Raw genomic sequence first — 16,751 nt, 5'->3', positions numbered from 1 at the left:
CGCCTCGTGACGATTTTCTCTGCGCACCGCATACTCGCACCCAGTTGGCCTATGCTGCTGACAGCATGACGCTGGTCCATTCATGAGGGATTCTCAATGTTCTACGTGCAACGCGATGCTCAAGGTCAGCTAGTTCGCGTGGAAGCCGCCGCCTACGCCGAAGCGACGGAAACGCTCCCCGCCGACCACCATGAAATCCAGGCCTGGTACGCCAACGAAGCGGTGGAAACCAGCCTCAAGCAACTCAAGCAGAGTGACCTGGACATGATCCGGGTACTCGACGACCTGATTCAGGTGCTGACCAGCAAAGGGGTGATTCGCGTCACCGACCTGCCGCCGGCAGCCCAGGCCAAGCTGATGGACCGGACCCAGGCCCGTGAAGCCCTGGGTGGGTTGAGCCATTTGATCAATGATGAAGAAACAGGGTTGATCTAGTGGCAGCGCTTTCCTGTGGCGAGGGAGCAAGCTCCCTCGCCACAGTTGATCGCCCGGCCAAGCTCGCTTCTACAACGGCAACGCAAGAATCAAGCCCTCACTCCCAAGGCGCAGGCTCGCCGAACAGCTGGCCTTGCACGCCGTACAGGCCCATCTCGCGAATCACCAGCAGCTCGCCTTCGGTCTCCACTCGTTCGGCAATCAGCGGCAAGTCGATGCTATGGGCGGCGCGCTGGATAGCTTCGATAAACAGCCGTTTATCACTTTCCTGATCAATCGCACGAATGTAGCTGCCGTCGATTTTCAGGTAGGCCAGCCCCAGCCGCGCCAGGTTGCCGATCATGCTGAATCGCCCACCAAAACGTTGCAGGCTCAGGGAGAAACCCAGCTCATGCAAACGCTGGGTCAACTGCTCCAGCACTGCTTGCTCCGGCAATTGCTCTTCACCGATTTCCAGGGTCAGCCTTGGCCCGAGATCGGAGTGCTGACGCAGCAGATCGAAAATCCTGTTCAATGCCTGCGGGTCAGCCAGGGTCGCGGCGGACAGGTTCAGCGCCAGCGACTCTTCATGGTCGGCCATCTGCACAAGGACTAACTCCAGCATCAGGCGGTCCAGGCGCGCGGTCCAGCCAAAGCGCTCCAGCCACGGCAGGAAACGCCCGGCGGCAATGGTCTGGCCCTGCTCATCGAGCAAGCGTGAAAGGGCTTTATAGTGCAGCACCAACTGCGGGTCCTGGCTGGCCACCACCGGCTGGAAGTACAGCTCAAAGCGTTGCTCGCTCAACGCACGGTCCAGCAGCGTACGCCAGGCTAGATGGTCATCGCCGAAGCTGGCTGCGGCACTGTGATCGAGGCAGGTCCAGTTTGGCTGGCCCTGGGTTTCAGCCTGGGCCAGCGCCTGATCGGCAAGGCCGAGCAAAGCTTGCGGGGAGTCGCCATGGGCGAACGGCGCCAGCCCGATATAGGCCACCGGCGACACATCCGAGGCGCCGGTCGCTTGCAGGCTGAGCAAGGTGCTCTCCAGGTTCTGTGCCAGTTGCAACGCTTCCTCGTGAACCAGCCCCGGCGCCAGCACGGCGAATTCGCCACCACGGATCCGCGTCACCAGGTTCAGGGTTTCCGGGTATTTGGCGCACTCGCGCAGAAGTTGCTGACCGACCTCTTGCAACAACTGGTCGGTGCGCTGCCCGCCCAGTCGCTGATTCAAACCGGCCAGGTCCTTGACCCTCAACAGCAACAGATAACCGGAACTGGCCTGCTCCGGGTTGGTGACCCGGGCATTGAGTTGCATCTCGAAATAGCGCCGATTGGCCAGGCCCGTCAGGTTGTCCTGGTAGGACTCGACCCGTAGTTTTTCACTGCGTTCAGCCTGCTCCTGAAACAGCGCCTTGAGCTTCTCGACCATCTGGTTCATGGCCTGTACTACCCGCCGCAATTCCGGCGTGCGCGGCAGCTCGGGCAGGCTGAGGAATTCGCGGCGGGCGATGGCGTGGGATTGCTTGACCATATAGTCCAGCGGCTTCAACTGCCGACGCAGCAACAGCGCCCCCAGCCCCGCGCTCGCCGCGCCACAGATCAACAGCCAACCGAGGCTGCCGAGGGCGCTCTGCCAGAGCTTGGCCAAGGCAAACATCGGATGGCTGATCACTTCGACCCGCGCTGCCTGTTCCCAGCCACGACTGACTAGCGCATCACCACCGGCGGGGTCCAGGCCGATCAATTTGACGAACCAGTCCGGCACGCTATTGATCTGCGCAATGCCGCTACGCTCGACGAGGGCCTTGTCGGTCGCCAGGTCCACCACCCGAATGCTCGCGTAATAGCCGCTGTCGAAAATCGAACTGACCAACAATTCGACCATCGCCGGGTCGTCGATATTCGGCGTCAGGGACAGCGCCAGCGCTGTCGCGGCATCTTGCGCATGAGAGCGCAGCTGATTGACGTATTGAGCGCGCGAGCTTTCCAGGCTGACCATGAAGCTGCCGCTGAAGGCGACCACCAGGAACAGACAGATAGCGATCAACAGTTGTTTAAACAGGGACATCATTAGCCTCTACTGGAAAACCTTCGGCCTGCATTTTTTTCAGTACATCCTGCCAGCGCGACAAACGCTTGGTATCACCGACTTTTTTGTTGCCCTTGGCGCCCGGCAGCCATAACCCTTCGGCATTGAAGGAGTAGACCGGCAGCAAGTCGGTTCGTTGACTGGCCGGTTTGATCCCGTCGATCAGGCTGTCGAGGACCAGCGGCATGGCGTCCGGGCTCGAATAGTAGGTCAGCACCATGTGCGCGCGGTTCAAGCGCAAGGCCTTAACGTAGGTAATCCGCAGTTTGTCACTGGAGACCCCGAGACGACGCAGGCTGAAGTACTTGGCAATCGCGTAGTCCTCACAATCACCTGCGCCCTTCCATAAGGCTTCGACCGGAGTCTCCCAGTAATCGACCTGTTGCCACAGGTCGATGTCTTCTTCGTAGCGCATGTGTTTGTTGAAGAACAGGTTGACCCGTTTGAGCTGTTCCAGCTCGCCGACCTGGTTTTGCGTGACCAACAATCGCTGCCAGGCATCGATTCTCTGCTGCCCTTCACCCAAAGGCCCGTACAATGCCTGGGCTCGACGACTGATCAGCGAAAAATCCCAATCGGCATGCAAGCCACCCAGCAGGACGCTGGCCAGAAGCACCGCTGAACATAGCCAGCGCAGGATCCGAGGGAGAGCTAAACGTACCGCCAATGCGAGTCGTCCGAGGGGGTTGTGGGAAATCGATTGATGGTGAAGGTTCGATAGGTAAAAGACAATGGCACCGTGCAATCACGGCTTATTGGACGCGCTAAACTAAGAGGAAGGAATTACCGCAGGCTGCGATCTTTACAGGCTCATTGCCGCCAAGAAACTGCCGTTATGGGAACATTTTTAAGCGGTTTGACAAGTGACCAGGCAGTCACTAGTGTGCATTTGGATCCAATAAAGCCCATCCATTTCAGAAACAGGGTAGCGTCGTTGTGACACAGAAGCCGAACCCTTTGAGCAGTATTCCGGTCAGCGGACCGATACCCGCTCATCTTGCTCGCTCAGTGATTGAAGAAACCTTGCGCTCGGCGATCCTCGATGGTCGCTTGCCTTGCGGGGCCGCCCTTCGCCAGCAAGATCTGGCGGACCTCTTTGGTGTGAGCCGCATGCCTGTTCGTGAGGCCTTGCGACAACTCGAAGCGCAGTCGTTGTTACACGTGATCCCCCACAAAGGTGCCGTCGTCGCGCCCTTGATCGAGGGCGATGCCGTAGAGACTTACGCCCTGCGCATCCTGCTGGAAACCGAAGCCCTGCGCCTATCGATTCCCTTGCTTGAAGCCGCCGATTTAACCCTGGCCGCCCACTACATCGACGCCCTCGAAACCGAAACCGATTACGCCGAGATGGGCAGGCTCAACCGCCTGTTCCATATGGCCCTGTATGGCAAAGCCCCCAACCGCAGGTTGTTGAGCCTGGTAGAAAGCGGGCTGATCGAGGAAGAACGTTTTCTGCGCTTCAACCTTGAGGCCATGGGCCTGGGAAAAATCTCCCAGGACGACCATCGGCACCTGCTGCGCATGGCCGAAGAACGGAACATCGAACAGTGTGTAAAGGCCCTCGAGAATCATCTCAACCGTGGGGTCGAAGTGATTACCCGCTATTTGAACGACACTGATCCCCTGGGCAAGAAAACACCGAAGTGAAAAACGTGGGGAGCGCGATGCATTCCCACGGGGCCCGGTTGATCGTCAATCGTCACCCCGGACTGCTCAGCGAGTAATCTACCTGCAAATCCTGCTTTTCCCCCTCCAGGAAGCGCCTCGTTTCCGACCTCTGCAACCGCCAGAACCTGAGCACCAGCTCCCACTTCCAGTATTCAAGGCACCTTCAACCCTGCGCCAGTGATAGCAGCGTCATCCATTTGGGCTCACTCTTGAGTTTGCCAACTGGAAATGATCGAGCGGCGTGCACCTGCACAGTCCTCGCGCACTGGACGCACAGAAGGAGACTTGCCACTGGAAGGTAGGACCGGGATGTCCCTGACCCACCTCCGACACTATCAATCCACTTCAACTCGCCCATCAGAAAGTTGCTCCGAGTGAGGCATTCACTCATTTACTTTAATTCTGACTTATCTAAGCCGGAAGGAACAACTTCACCCCAATAAAACATGCCTTCATTGTTTTATCGTAACTTGTCGCGCTTGAAAAACCACACGGTATAAATAATATAAAAAACACTTGCCCGACACTTATCCCGTGTATTAATTTTTCTCCGCCGACATGAACTTGCCCAGCCAGTTCATGTTGAGTGGAGTTGAATCACTGACAACGGAAGCTGAAGCGCAATGACAGCCAGGCCTATAGGCCATGGCGCGCAAGGCTATCAACCCTTGATCCACATTAGAATTTTATCAATATCAACTTGAGGCACTTGTTCGCCCGTTAAAAAGCCAATCGGACGTTCAATTACATATGAAACCGCCTGCCACTCACCCCCACAAGTTAGAGGCCACACCATGAATTCAAACAAAGAACTGCTTCGACTTAAAAAATCGGAACTGAGCGCACACCCGATTTTTTCGGAAATAAACTCGCTGCCGATACTCCAGCGTTTCATGGAAAGCCATGTGTTCGCCGTCTGGGACTTCATGTCGCTAACCAAACGCCTGCAACAGGAATTGACCTGCGTCCAGTTGCCATGGCTTGCGCCGCAAGACCCTCAAGCGGCTCGACTGATCAATGAAATTGTCCTGGGCGAAGAATCGGATAATCGAGTCGATCACGGTCATTACAGCCACTACGAGCTGTACCTGGATGCAATGCGTGAAGTCGGCGCCAGCACCGCGGTGGTCGAACGCTTCGTGGCATTGCAACGCGAAGGCGTGAGCTATGACACCGCCCTGCAAAGCGTGGAGGTTGATCCGGCCACGGCGAACTTCGTCAGGCACACCCTGCACACGGCACTGCATGCTCCGGCCCATAGCGTCGCCGCGGCATTTCTACATGGTCGTGAAAGCGTCATTCCGCAGATGTTCCAGCGCATCCTCGACGATTGGGGCATCGGCATCGAACAGGCACCGACCTTTCGCTACTACCTGCAACGGCATATCGAAGTCGACTCCGAAGACCACGGCCCGGCTGCGGAAAAACTCCTCGCACGACTGGTCGATGGCGACCCGCAACGCGAAGAAGAGGTTTACACCGCCGCCATCGCTGCGGTGCAAAGCCGCATCGCATTGTGGGACGGCTTGCGCCTGAGCATGGCTGAAACGATCGCCGAGGTAAGCGCATGAACGCCGCCGACTACCAATCCTTCGCTGAAGCCTGGGAAAGCCGGGCAACCATCCGCACCCGTCCGCGGCGCATGGTCGAGAACGATGACAAGCTGATTTATCCCCTGAGTCGCCAGCCCCTGGTGCTGGGCGAAAGTTTTTTGCGCGAGTGCCCCGAGCAACGGGATTTTGCCCTGGTGCAGACGCTCTACAAATTCATCAACGACGTGGTGATCTTCGAAACTGAAATAGTCGACAAGACCGCACGCAGCATCGCCAAGAATCGCTTCGCGGTGCCTTTCCCGTTCGCCTGTCGTTATGACGCCATGACCGTGGTGGTGGATGAGGATTACCACGCGCTGGTGGCCATGGACTTCATGCAACAGACCATCGCCATGACCGGCATCACGCCGATCGAGCTGCCCCGTGAAATCGAGTTGAGCCGGGCAATTCCGGCTGCGCTGGCACTGGCACCGGACCCTCTGCGCGCCGCCGTGGAGCTTATTTGCGTGGCGATTGCCGAGAACACCGTGACCAACGATGTCGCAGCCTTCGCCAAGGACGACACGGTCAAGCAATCGATCAAGGGACTGATGGCCGACCACCTGCTGGACGAGGGCCGACACTCGGTTTTCTGGGCAAGGCTGGTGCGCATCTACTGGCATGGCGCAAGCGAAACCGATCGGCAAAGCATCGCGCAGATTCTGCCGGTGTTCATCGCTCACTACCTGACCAACGACATCCAGAAAGCCTTCGACTTTCAATTGATCGAGCACTTGCAGCTCAGTGACGCCGCAAGGCTGGCACTCAAGAGCGAAGTATCCGGGCTGGCCTTCCCGATCAATCGCCATCACCCGCTGGTCGCCAACATCGTGCGGTTTTTGCGCAGCAGTTCGTTACTGGATTCGCCCTGCGTCCAGCACACCCTGAGCGCCTACCTGGTCTGACCGAGGAGAACACCATGAGACGTCTCGACATTCTGCTCATCGGCCAGAGTCAGGCCTTGAACGACCTGGCGCAGGAATTGGAACAACATGGCCACTCACTTGCCCGCCTGACGGACGGTCGGGCCCTGAACGAGCAACCCGTCAGCCGCGCCGACCTGCTGATCGACGACGGCAGCCTCACGATCTCGGCGCAGCGCCTGCGGGACTTTGGCGACTGTGTACGGCTAAGTTTGCGTTTGGGCGCAGGGCCATCAAGCGAATACGGCTTACCGCAACTCGAAGTACTCTGCGAGTACGGCTTGGGCACCGAGCAGCGGCTGATTGCCCGATTGCCGGTGGCTGATGAACCTTCAGGCAACGGCCAGATGCTGCGTATACGGGTAGTTGCCGAGTTGGTGGACGCTGTTGCCATAATGGTCAGTCGCTTCTCCCGCGATGCCGAATACTTCCTGCGGGCGGGCCCCGGCGAACCTTGCCACCCAAGGCATCGGGAAAACCTGTTACTGCTGGAGCGACTGGCCTACGCGCACCGGTTCAATCTCACCCAGCAACCGGATCTGTTGCGACTGGCGCACATTCCGATGATCGAAAGGCTCGAACAGAGCCTCAAGGGATTCGCCAGCCGGCCAGCGCTGAACATCGCCGACACGTCCATCAGCTATGGCGACTTGCACGTCCAAAGCCTGGCGATCCAGCAGCGATTGCTGCCGCTACTGGAACCCCACAGGACCGTCGACGGGCCACTGGTGGTGGGTATCTGCCTGCCGAAATCGAGCGCACTTTACGCAGGTATTCTGGCGATTCTCGGCAGCGGTGCGGTGTATCTGCCACTTGAACCGGGCCATCCGCTGCAACGTCAGCAATACATCCTGGAAAATGCCGGAGCACGGCTGTTGCTTCACGATGGCCTGCACCCGCTCAGCACCGCGATGCCCGGATTGGACATCAGCCGTATCGACGCCTGCACCGCGGATCTCTCGTTACCGCTGATGAGTCAACGCCCCGCCAGCGATGCGCCGTGCATGGCGCTGTACACCTCGGGCACCACCGGCCACCCCAAAGGCGTGTTGCTCAGCCAGCACAATCTGGCGCACTTCAGCGCCTGGTACGCCGCCTATGTGCAACTGACCGAGCACAGCCGGGTGTTGCAGTTTTCGTCCCTGAGCTTTGACTCATCGCTGATCGATATCTTCCCGACGCTGATCCAGGGCGCCGAGCTGATCGTCCCCAGCGACGACGAGCGCCGCGACCCGCTGCAACTGGTGGCATTGATCCGCCGCCAGCGTCTGAGCCATGGTTTTTTGCCGCCCGCACTGCTGAGCATTTTGCCTCTCGACCAGCCGTTGGGGCTCGAGCATGTGATGACCGGTGGCGACGTCTGCGAACCCTACGTGATCGAGCGCCTGGCCCGGCAATGCCAGCTGTACAATCTCTATGGCCCGACGGAAGCCACGGTATTGATCACCGCGCGGCGACTGCAGGCCGGCGACAGCAACCGTACCCTGGGTGCGCCGATCGCTAACAGCCAGGTACTGATTCTCGACGAAGCCTTCCAGCCGGTTGCCGAGCACACCGTTGGCGAGCTGTACATCGTCGGGCCCGGGGTTTGTCTGGGCTATTTGAATAACCCACAGCAGACCACCGAACGCTATCTGGACTTGCCATTGCCCGACGGCCAAAGCCTGCGCGCCTATCGCACCGGTGATATGGCGAAGTGGACGGCCGACGGCATTGAGCTCTGCGGCCGGCGCGACAACCAGGTCAAGATTCGCGGCTTCCGGGTCGAACCCGAGGAGATCGAGCGCTGTCTTCGGGACAGTCAGTTGTTCCGCCAGATTGCGGTGGTCATCGACAGCAACCGACGAATCCTGGCGTTCCTCGCTCAGCCCCAGGAAAATCAGCCAGGCAGCGCCCGCGAAGCTTTGACAGCGCATGCGGCGCAGTTTCTGCCGGACTACATGCAACCAACCGCCTGGACCGAACTGGCGAGCATGCCTTACGCCAGCAATGGCAAAGTGGATCGCAAAGCGCTGCTGGAACTGCCAGTCAGCGTCCTTGAAAACCACCCGCGTCGATTACCCGAAACGGCTGATGAAGCGCAGTTGCTGAAGCTGTGGTCCGAGTTGCTGGAGTTGCCGGCCAGCGATATTTCCACCGACGAAAGTTTCTTCAATCTCGGCGGCCACTCGATTCTCCTGTCACGGCTGCTCCTGGGTTTACGTGAACAATTCGGGCGCAGCATCTCGATCAATCGCTTCATCGAAGTCCCGACCATCATCAGGCTGGCGGCACTGGTCAGCGGCAGCAGCAGCGAGGAAGTACTCAGCGACACGGCCATGGCCGACGCCTTGCGTGAACTGGATATACAAGCCTTGCCGGTCAGCCGGATGGGCGATGTGCACAAGGTGATCGTCACCGGTGCCAACAGCTTTGTCGGCGTGCACATCGTCGAGGCATTGCTGGCCTGGGGCGCGACCGAAGTCGCGTGCCTGGTGCGTGACGGTACCGGGCAATCGGCTGCCGAGCGCTTTGTTCAGTCCTTACGCGAGAACCGTCTGGAGCATCTGGACCTGAGTCGGGTGCGGGTTTACCCGGCGGATATCACCCGACCTGAACTGGGGCTTGCACCTGAGGTTTACGAACGACTCGACCGCGAGTTCGGCGCCTTGGTGCACAACGCCGCCAACGTCAATCACGTCATGGATTACCCCTCGCTGGCTCGGGATAACGTCGAGCCGATTTTCGAATGCCTGCGCCTGTGCGAAGGACGCAGCAAGAAGGTCTTCAACTTCGTCTCAACCCTGTCGGCCTCCAGCACTGTCGACGCCGATGGCCGGGTGCTCGAGCAACCGGCCGCGCTGACACCGCCGATCTACATCAAGAACGGCTACAACCTGTCCAAGTGGGTCGGCGAACGGATTCTCGAGCGCGCTCGCGAACGCGGGGTTCAGGTCAATCTCTATCGGCCGGGCAATATCAGTTTCAATAGCCTCACGGGGGTCTGCCAACCTCATAAGAACCGCCTGATGTTGATGCTCAAGGGCTCGATTCAACTGGGCCAGGTGCCGGCGTTCGCCCTGAACTTCGACTTGATGCCGGTGGACTTTCTCGCCCGATTCATTGCCTTCCACGCCAGCCGCTATCAGCCAGAACAGGCGGTGTTCAACCTGCATAACCCCGAGCCGCTGAGCTGGGACGCTTACGTGGCGTCCTTTCGTGAAACCGGACGGGAATTCCGCATGGTCAGCGTCGCTGACTGGCAACGGCAGCTGAGCCAGGTCGACAGCGAGAACGCGCTGTTCGGCGTGCTGGGCTTCTACCTCAACGGCTTCGAGGAAGACATCGGCGACATCTCGATGATCGGCCACGACAACGCCCAGGCCGGCGTCCGGTTGATGGGCGAGCACTACCCGCACAAATCCCCGTCGCTGCTGCGCAAGGGCTGCGATTACCTGAAAGAAATCGACTTCATTTGATTCATCAAACCCGACCAAACTGGAGCACAACATGACCACTCTGCAACCCGATACCCTGATCAAAAACCCCCATGGCTGCCACGTTGTGGCCTCGGTCGACGTTCCAGCCGATGCCCTGCGGGTGTGGGAGGTGGTCGGCAACTTCGCCGGTTTCGATCAATTCATCCCCGCCCTGTCGCACATCGAGATGACCGGCGAAGGCGTGTCCTCGCTGCGCAAGAAGTTCTTCAAGGACGGCAATCTGGTAGTCGAGCAACTCAACTCACGGAACGATCAGGCCATGAGCATGACCTGGACGACGATCTACAACACCCTGGGGGTCGCCAACCTGTGGGCCGCCATGACCGTTGAGCCGCTGGACGCGGGCAAATCCCGGGCAACCTGGACCATCATCGCCGAACCGACTCAGGGCGGTGCCGATGCGATGCCAGGGTTCAAGGACTTCGTTCAGGGCTTTGCCGATGACTCGATGAATAATGTGCTCAAGCTGTTTGTGTAGGGCACCAGTTCATCGGTGACAGACACACCGCAATCGCGAGCAAGCTCGCTCCCACACTGGATCGCGGTCGCACACAAATTCTGTGCTCACTGAAGATCAAATGTGGGAGCGAGCTTGCTCGCGATGAACGATAACGCGGCCTGACGGATCGAACGGTAGTTGCAAAATCTACGACCCTTGATGACAATGAGACTAATTATCATTTATGCCACTCAGGCAGTCGTATTCATGCCCTCTCCTGATTTTGCAGTGCAGGCGCTTTACAGCAATCATCACGGCTGGCTGAACACCTGGTTGCGCTGCCGACTAGGCAATGCCGCCGATGCCGCGGACCTGGCCCAGGACACCTTTGTCCGTTTGCTACAACGAACCGAACGACTCGAGCTGAAAGCCCCGCGGGCCTTTTTGCGCACGATTGCCCGGGGCCTGGTGGTCGATCACTGGCGCCGTGAGGAAATCGAGCGCGCCTACCTGGAAACCATCGCCCATCTGCCCGAAGCGCAAACCCCAAGCGTCGAATCCCGCGCGCTGGTGCTGGAACTGCTGGAAAGCATCGCGCGAATGCTCGAGGGGCTGAAACCGAAGGTGCGCAAGGCGTTCCTGCTGGCGCAATGCGAAGGCCTGACCCACAAACAAATCGCTGAGCATATGGGGCTGTCCTTGCGCTCGGTCGAGCGTTATGTCGCCGATGCGCTTTATCACTGCTACCTGCTGCGTTATGAGTCGTGATGCCTGTGGATAACGCTTCGATGAACCTGAGGGTCCAGAGCAATCCTCACCCCCAAGTGGTCAAACAAGCCATCCATTGGCTGCTGCGGCTGCGCAATAACGTCGCCAACCCGAGATTGCGCCAGCAATGCGAGACCTGGCGCGCGGCGCATCATGAGCACGAACTGGCCTGGCAAAGGGTGCAGTCGCTGCAACACGAACTGAGCAGTAACCTGCGCGCGGTGCCGGGAGCGCATGTGGCGCTGGATACTCTGGAAAACAGCGCACAACGTTTAGGCCGACGCCAGGCCTTGAAGCTGCTGTCCGCAGCGCTGCTCATGGGCTCGGCTGCGTGGGTAGGCAAGGATCTGGCGGCCTGGCAACAATGGAGCGCCGACTTCGCCACCGCCACGGGCGAACATCGCGGCTTTCAACTCCCGGATGGCTCGCGCCTGGAGCTCAATACCGATAGCGCGGCCGATCTGGACTTCACCGCGCAGCAGCGGCTGATCAAGCTCACTCGCGGCGAAATCATGGTGAGCTGCGGGACCGATCGACAGGCCGCGAATGGCCGCCCTCTGTTGGTCCAGAGCCGGCATGGGCTTTTCGAAGGTCTCGACGCGCGCTTTGTGGTCAGACAGGACCGCGACTACACCCGGCTGAGCGTCACCACCGGTAGCGTCGCCATTCACTCGCCGCATTTGGTCGAGGGCTTGTCTGCGCAGGTGCACGCGGGGCAAAGCTATCTGATCGACCATTCACAAGCCAGGCTGGCCGCGCCACTGGATATGGATGTGGGGGCCTGGGCGGAGGGTTTGATCGTCACGCGCAATATGCGCCTGGCCGACTTTCTCAAGGAGGTGGGACGTTATCGACACGGCTATCTGGGCTGCGCGGAGCAGATTGCCGACTTGCGCCTGTCTGGAGTTTTCCGCCTGGAAGACACCGACAAACTGCTCGCCATTCTGCCACAAACCCTGCCGATACAACTGCGCTACCGCACTCGCTGGTGGGTGTCGCTGGAGCGCTTGTCCTGATTTCTTTTACACCGGCAATTTATTTTGGCGGGTTTTCCCTGTGAGTCCGGCTTGGTCTGTAAGCACTTCAATCTGCCTTCAGCGACCTCCACGGAAACCCATAATGACTGTTCGCGCCACCCGCCAGAGCCCTTTTGTTTTCTCCCCGGACGCTTCCTCGTGTACGGTGCTCGGCAAAGCCGTCCGAGCCGCGTTGCTTTCCACCGCATTGAGCGTCAGCGCCCTGCCCTCATTCGCGCAAGCTGCCGATACCCAAGCCTTCGCCACGAGCCGCAGCTACAGCATTGCCAGTGGTTCGCTGAGCGATGTGCTCAATCAGTTCGCGCGCCAGGCCGGCATCACCCTGTCGACGACACCTGAACAAACCCAGGGTCGCCAGTCACCGGGATTGCAGGGCGAATACTCAGCGGATCAGGCCTTGAGCCATTTGCTCAGCGGTTCGGGTTTGCAAGCCATCAGCCAGGATGGCAGCAGCTATGTGCTGCGGCCGTTACTCGAGAGCGAGGCGCTGGCATTGCCAACCACCGACATCAGGGGCTTTGCACTGGGTAATGCCCTGGGCAGCATGGCGGGCTACAACGCCACCCACAGCCAGGTCGCCACCAAGACCAGTACCGCACTGCTGGAAACCTCGCAAAGCGTCTCGGTGGTGACCCGCGAGCAAATGGATGACCAGGGTTCGCAAACCGTATCCCAGGCCATGCGCTACACCCCCGGCGTCTTGACCAATCCCTACGGCGCTACCCATCGCTACGACTACGTGGCGATGCGCGGCTTCAACGATGGCTCGGTGGACAACATCTACCTCGACGGCTTGAAGTCCATGGGCGACAGCGGTACCTACAGCACCATGCAGGTCGATCCGTACTTCCTCGAAAGGATCGATATCCTCAAGGGGCCCTCCTCGGTGCTCTATGGCCGCAGTTCACCCGGTGGCCTGGTCGCCCTCACCAGCAAGAAGCCGCTGTATGAGCCCTACCATCAGATCCAGGCCACGGTAGGCACCCAGGGACAACGCGGCATGGGTTTCGACTTCAGCGGCCCTGTAGATGATGACAAGCGCATTGCCTGGCGCCTGACCGGTCTGGCGGACCAATCCGACACCCAATTCGATCACACCGAGGAAAAACGCTACGCCCTGGCGCCGACGGTCAGCATCGACTTCACCGATGACACCTCCCTGACCCTGCAAGCCTATCTGCAACACGATCCCGATGGCGGTTACCACGGGGGCATGCCGGCCGACGGCGCGCTGCACAAGCGCAATGGCCAGCGCATCTCTGAACACTTCTTCGAAGGGGAGCCAGGGGTGGATAGTTTCAAACGTGATCAGCAGTCGGTGGGCTATCAGTTCGAGCATCGCTTCAACGATGTCTTTACTGCCCGGCAGAACTTCCGCTACCTGGACTCCAAGGTGAAGATCGATCAGGTCTATGCCTATGGCTGGACCACGCCAACCAGCAATGAACTCAATCGCTACTACACCGGCGGTGACGAAAAGCTTCATGCCTTCATCGTCGACAACATGTTGCAGGCCGAATTTTTCACGGGTGCAACCAAGCATACGGTGTTGATGGGGGCCGATTATCAACGGCGCAAGACGGTGGTCGACTGGACCAGCGGTGGGCTGGCGCCGATCGATGCGTTCAATCCGGTGTATGGCAACTCGGACATCAGTTACTACAGTCCGACCAGCTATTTACGGCGTCTTGAACAGACCGGTGTTTACCTGCAAGACCTGATTGAAATGGACAAATGGCGCTTCTCCCTGGGCCTGCGCCAGGATTGGGTCGAAACCTCTGACGAGAATCGCCTGGCTGAATTCAACCGGCCCGAGGGCACTGAAATCAGTGATAACCGCACCAAGCTGACCGGACGCGCCGGCGCGCTGTACCTGTTCGATAACGGTGTGGCGCCTTACATCAGCTATTCCGAGTCCTTCAACCCGAACTCCTATTCGGATGCCGCCGGCAATCCTCTGGCACCTACCGATGGCACCCAATGGGAAGTCGGCCTGAAGTATCAGCCACCGGGCACCGACAATCTGTTTACCGCGTCGCTGTTCCGTATCGATCAGGAAAATCTGGCAACCAAACTGCCTCAGGAAAACTTCTATCGCGGCATCGGGGCCGTTCGCTCCCAGGGCCTGGAGCTGGAAGCGCACATGCAGTTGACCGATAACCTGAAGGTACTGGGCAGCTACACCTTCACCGACATCGAGTTCTCGAAGTCGATGATCAGCACCCTGAGCACCGCCAGCGACGTTATCGAGAACAAGGGCAATTCACCGACTCAGGCACCGCGGCATATGGCCTCGGTCTGGGCCGACTACAAGTTCGACAGCGCAGCACTGGACGGTCTGCGGGTTGGCGGTGGTGTGCGCTATGTCGGCTACAGCTGGGCCGATGCGGAAAACACCATGAAGGTGCCCTCCTACACCCTGTACGACGCCTCGATTGGATATGACCTGGGCAAGGTTGGCTTGAAAGGTGTTGATGTTCGACTCAATGCCAACAACCTGACCGACGAATCCTATATCGCCTCCTGTGCGAGCCTGGACTTCTGCTACATGGGTGAAGAACGTAACGTCGCCGCCACGGTGAGCTACCAGTTCTAATCATTGGTCATTCCCACAAAGCCAGCGCCTGAAACCAGGTGCTGGCTTTGTCGTCTCTACGGGAAAATTTCATGCGTGCATTTCTGGTTTTACTTCATCGCTATATCGGTTTGGCTACCGCGCTGTTTCTACTGATGGCAGGCCTGACCGGCAGCATCCTGGCGTTCAATCACGAGCTGGATGAGTGGCTCAATCCGGGCTTTTACGAAGCTCGTGCCCAAGGCCTGGCACTCCCGCCTGGCGCATTGGTGGACAAGCTGCAGGCAGAGCATCCGAGACTGCAGGTCTGGTACATGGAGTACCCGAACGAGGCGGGACACACGGCAATGCTCGCCGCAGTACCACGCAACGATCCGGCGACAGGCAAGCCGTTTGCCGAGTCCAATCAGGTGTTCTATTACGATCCGGTCAGCGGTGAGCAAACGGGGCAGCGTTTTTGGGGAGCCTGTTGTTTCCAGCGTGAGAACTTCATCCCGTTCATCCTCGAACTCCACCACAACCTCGTCCTCCCCGGCAATTGGGGCTTGTTGTTGATGGGCCTGGTTGCCATCGCCTGGGTGATTGATTGTTTCATCGCGCTCTGGCTGACCTTTCCCCGGGGCAAGCCGTTCTGGAACAAGTGGGCGACTGCCTGGAAGATCAAAGGCGGGCATGCTTACCGGCTGAACATGGACATCCATCGCGCTGGCGGGCTGTGGCTTTGGTTGCTACTGCTGCCCATCGCCATCAGCAGCGTAGCCATGAATCTTCCAAGCCAGGTCTTCAAGCCTGCTGTTTCATTGTTCTCGCCGATTGAACCGAGCGTCTATGAAGCCCGTGGGCGCATGCCCGCCGAGCAGCTGGGGACTACTCGTCTCAGTTATCAAGATGCTTTTGAATTGGCTTGGGAAGAAGGTCAGCGACTGGGTTTGAACCTGGCCATCGGCGAGCTGTATTACAGCTTTGAATACAACTTTTTTGGCGCGGGTTTTGGGCAACATGATACCGAGGCTCAGGGTAAGTCCTGGTTGTTCTTCCATGGCACTGACGGGCGCTTGCTGGGACAGGAAATAGCCGGGCAAGGCACGCTGGGGGAGCGCTTCTATAGGCTGCAGCTGCCGATCCACGGGGGACGGATCATTGGTTTCACCGGGCAAATCATGATTGCGCTGCTAGGCGTTTTGATTGCAGTGTTGTCGGGGACGGGAATCTACATCTGGTGGCGCAAGTTGCTGGCTCGCAGAAGTAGCAAGGCACGTAAAGCTTAGAGGGACGTTTGAGAAGGAACGGGTGGTAGACAGCTCACCGCTTGTAGCTTGTAACTGCCCTAAAAAACAAAACCCCTGTCTGCGTAAGCAGACAGGGGTTTCGGAATTCAATCTTGACGATGACCTACTCTCACATGGGGAAACCCCACACTACCATCGGCGATGCATCGTTTCACTGCTGAGTTCGGGATGGGATCAGGTGGTTCCAATGCTCTATGGTCGTCAAGAAATTCTGTGACCGGCCCGTTACCGCAGTAACGTGCCAGCAAAAATCGGTGACTTCTACTAAAACAAAACCCCTACCTGCAGATGCAGATAGGGGTTTTGGAATTTAATCTTGACGATGACCTACTCTCACATGGGGAAACCCCACACTACCATCGGCGATGCATCGTTTCACTGCTGAGTTCGGGATGGGATCAGGTGGTTCCAATGCTCTATGGTCGTCAAGAAATTCGGTAGCCGGGTCGTCTTCTCTTGCGAGATCACGCTCCAGCGAATG

At 58.7% G+C, this 16,751-nt stretch carries 12 protein-coding genes and 2 rRNA genes; 10 read left to right on the top strand and 4 right to left on the bottom strand.

Annotation, left to right across the window (positions count from 1 at the left end; translation table 11 throughout):
• Positions 1-96: 96 nt before the first annotated feature.
• The gene (locus tag AC3IUA_RS00660; protein ID WP_489358615.1) at positions 97-435 is read left to right on the top strand and encodes a tryptophan synthase subunit beta; all 339 of its coding nucleotides are present in this window, start codon (positions 97-99) and stop codon (positions 433-435) included.
• Between the two features lie 97 nt (positions 436-532).
• On the opposite strand, the gene lapD is transcribed toward AC3IUA_RS00660, so the two are convergent.
• Both lapD and lapG read right to left on the bottom strand, forming a co-directional pair.
• Positions 533-2,479, bottom strand: coding sequence for a cyclic di-GMP receptor LapD (gene lapD, locus AC3IUA_RS00655; RefSeq protein WP_489358614.1), 1,947 nt, complete (start codon positions 2,477-2,479; stop codon positions 533-535).
• The gene (lapG, locus tag AC3IUA_RS00650) at positions 2,466-3,167 is read right to left on the bottom strand and encodes a cysteine protease LapG (RefSeq protein ID WP_489358613.1); all 702 of its coding nucleotides are present in this window, start codon (positions 3,165-3,167) and stop codon (positions 2,466-2,468) included. The genes lapD and lapG overlap by 14 nt, the downstream gene beginning before the upstream one ends.
• 269 nt (positions 3,168-3,436) lie before the next feature.
• Between lapG and AC3IUA_RS00645 the strand changes: the two genes are divergently transcribed.
• The 9 genes from AC3IUA_RS00645 (at position 3,437) to AC3IUA_RS00605 (ending at position 16,249) form a co-directional block, all read left to right on the top strand.
• Positions 3,437-4,147 carry a GntR family transcriptional regulator gene (locus AC3IUA_RS00645; protein WP_489358612.1) on the top strand — a complete coding sequence of 237 codons (711 nt, stop codon included), beginning with the start codon at positions 3,437-3,439 and terminating at the stop codon, positions 4,145-4,147.
• Between the two features lie 815 nt (positions 4,148-4,962).
• A complete protein-coding gene (locus AC3IUA_RS00640) occupies positions 4,963-5,739 on the top strand; it encodes a DUF3050 domain-containing protein (RefSeq protein ID WP_489358611.1) in 777 nt (258 codons plus the stop codon).
• Positions 5,736-6,665: a diiron oxygenase gene (locus AC3IUA_RS00635; protein ID WP_489358610.1), complete on the top strand. Its 930-nt coding sequence runs from the start codon at positions 5,736-5,738 to the stop codon at positions 6,663-6,665. The genes AC3IUA_RS00640 and AC3IUA_RS00635 overlap by 4 nt, the downstream gene beginning before the upstream one ends.
• Positions 6,666-6,679: 14 nt before the next feature.
• Positions 6,680-10,141 carry an amino acid adenylation domain-containing protein gene (locus AC3IUA_RS00630; RefSeq protein ID WP_489358609.1) on the top strand — a complete coding sequence of 1,154 codons (3,462 nt, stop codon included), beginning with the start codon at positions 6,680-6,682 and terminating at the stop codon, positions 10,139-10,141.
• Positions 10,142-10,172: 31 nt separating this feature from the next.
• A complete protein-coding gene (locus AC3IUA_RS00625) occupies positions 10,173-10,640 on the top strand; it encodes an SRPBCC family protein (protein ID WP_489358608.1) in 468 nt (155 codons plus the stop codon).
• 228 nt (positions 10,641-10,868) lie between these two features.
• On the top strand, positions 10,869-11,369 hold the full coding sequence (locus AC3IUA_RS00620; RefSeq protein ID WP_489358607.1) for a sigma-70 family RNA polymerase sigma factor: 501 nt from the start codon (positions 10,869-10,871) through the stop codon (positions 11,367-11,369).
• Positions 11,369-12,385, top strand: a complete 1,017-nt coding sequence (locus AC3IUA_RS00615; protein WP_489358606.1) for a FecR domain-containing protein — start codon at positions 11,369-11,371, stop codon at positions 12,383-12,385. The genes AC3IUA_RS00620 and AC3IUA_RS00615 overlap by 1 nt, the downstream gene beginning before the upstream one ends.
• Positions 12,386-12,488: 103 nt before the next feature.
• A complete protein-coding gene (locus AC3IUA_RS00610; RefSeq protein ID WP_489358605.1) occupies positions 12,489-15,002 on the top strand; it encodes a TonB-dependent siderophore receptor in 2,514 nt (837 codons plus the stop codon).
• Between the two features lie 71 nt (positions 15,003-15,073).
• Complete coding sequence (locus AC3IUA_RS00605; protein WP_489358604.1) at positions 15,074-16,249, top strand: PepSY-associated TM helix domain-containing protein; 1,176 nt, start codon at positions 15,074-15,076, stop codon at positions 16,247-16,249.
• Positions 16,250-16,360: 111 nt separating this feature from the next.
• Here AC3IUA_RS00605 and rrf (AC3IUA_RS00600) read toward each other — a convergent pair.
• Positions 16,361-16,476, bottom strand: a 5S ribosomal RNA gene (gene rrf, locus AC3IUA_RS00600).
• Positions 16,477-16,584: 108 nt separating this feature from the next.
• Positions 16,585-16,700: ribosomal RNA gene (rrf, locus tag AC3IUA_RS00595) — 5S ribosomal RNA — on the bottom strand.
• Positions 16,701-16,751: the final 51 nt, after the last annotated feature.

Source organism: Pseudomonas sp. KH_050 (assembly GCF_057838875.1).
Note: the sequence above shows the minus strand (reverse complement) of the source record. Positions and strands in the feature narration are given on the sequence as shown.

Bases quoted from the DNA above. Each gene is read 5' to 3' on its own strand.
- AC3IUA_RS00615 (WP_489358606.1), top strand. From the start codon at position 11,369: ATGCCTGTGGATAACGCTTCGATGAACCTGAGGGTCCAGAGCAATCCT.
- AC3IUA_RS00635 (WP_489358610.1), top strand. From the start codon at position 5,736: ATGAACGCCGCCGACTACCAATCCTTCGCTGAAGCCTGGGAAAGCCGG.
- AC3IUA_RS00640 (WP_489358611.1), top strand. From the start codon at position 4,963: ATGAATTCAAACAAAGAACTGCTTCGACTTAAAAAATCGGAACTGAGC.
- lapD (WP_489358614.1), bottom strand. From the start codon at position 2,479: ATGTCCCTGTTTAAACAACTGTTGATCGCTATCTGTCTGTTCCTGGTG.
- AC3IUA_RS00605 (WP_489358604.1), top strand. From the start codon at position 15,074: ATGCGTGCATTTCTGGTTTTACTTCATCGCTATATCGGTTTGGCTACC.
- AC3IUA_RS00610 (WP_489358605.1), top strand. From the start codon at position 12,489: ATGACTGTTCGCGCCACCCGCCAGAGCCCTTTTGTTTTCTCCCCGGAC.
- AC3IUA_RS00625 (WP_489358608.1), top strand. From the start codon at position 10,173: ATGACCACTCTGCAACCCGATACCCTGATCAAAAACCCCCATGGCTGC.
- AC3IUA_RS00660 (WP_489358615.1), top strand. From the start codon at position 97: ATGTTCTACGTGCAACGCGATGCTCAAGGTCAGCTAGTTCGCGTGGAA.
- AC3IUA_RS00630 (WP_489358609.1), top strand. From the start codon at position 6,680: ATGAGACGTCTCGACATTCTGCTCATCGGCCAGAGTCAGGCCTTGAAC.
- AC3IUA_RS00620 (WP_489358607.1), top strand. From the start codon at position 10,869: ATGCCCTCTCCTGATTTTGCAGTGCAGGCGCTTTACAGCAATCATCAC.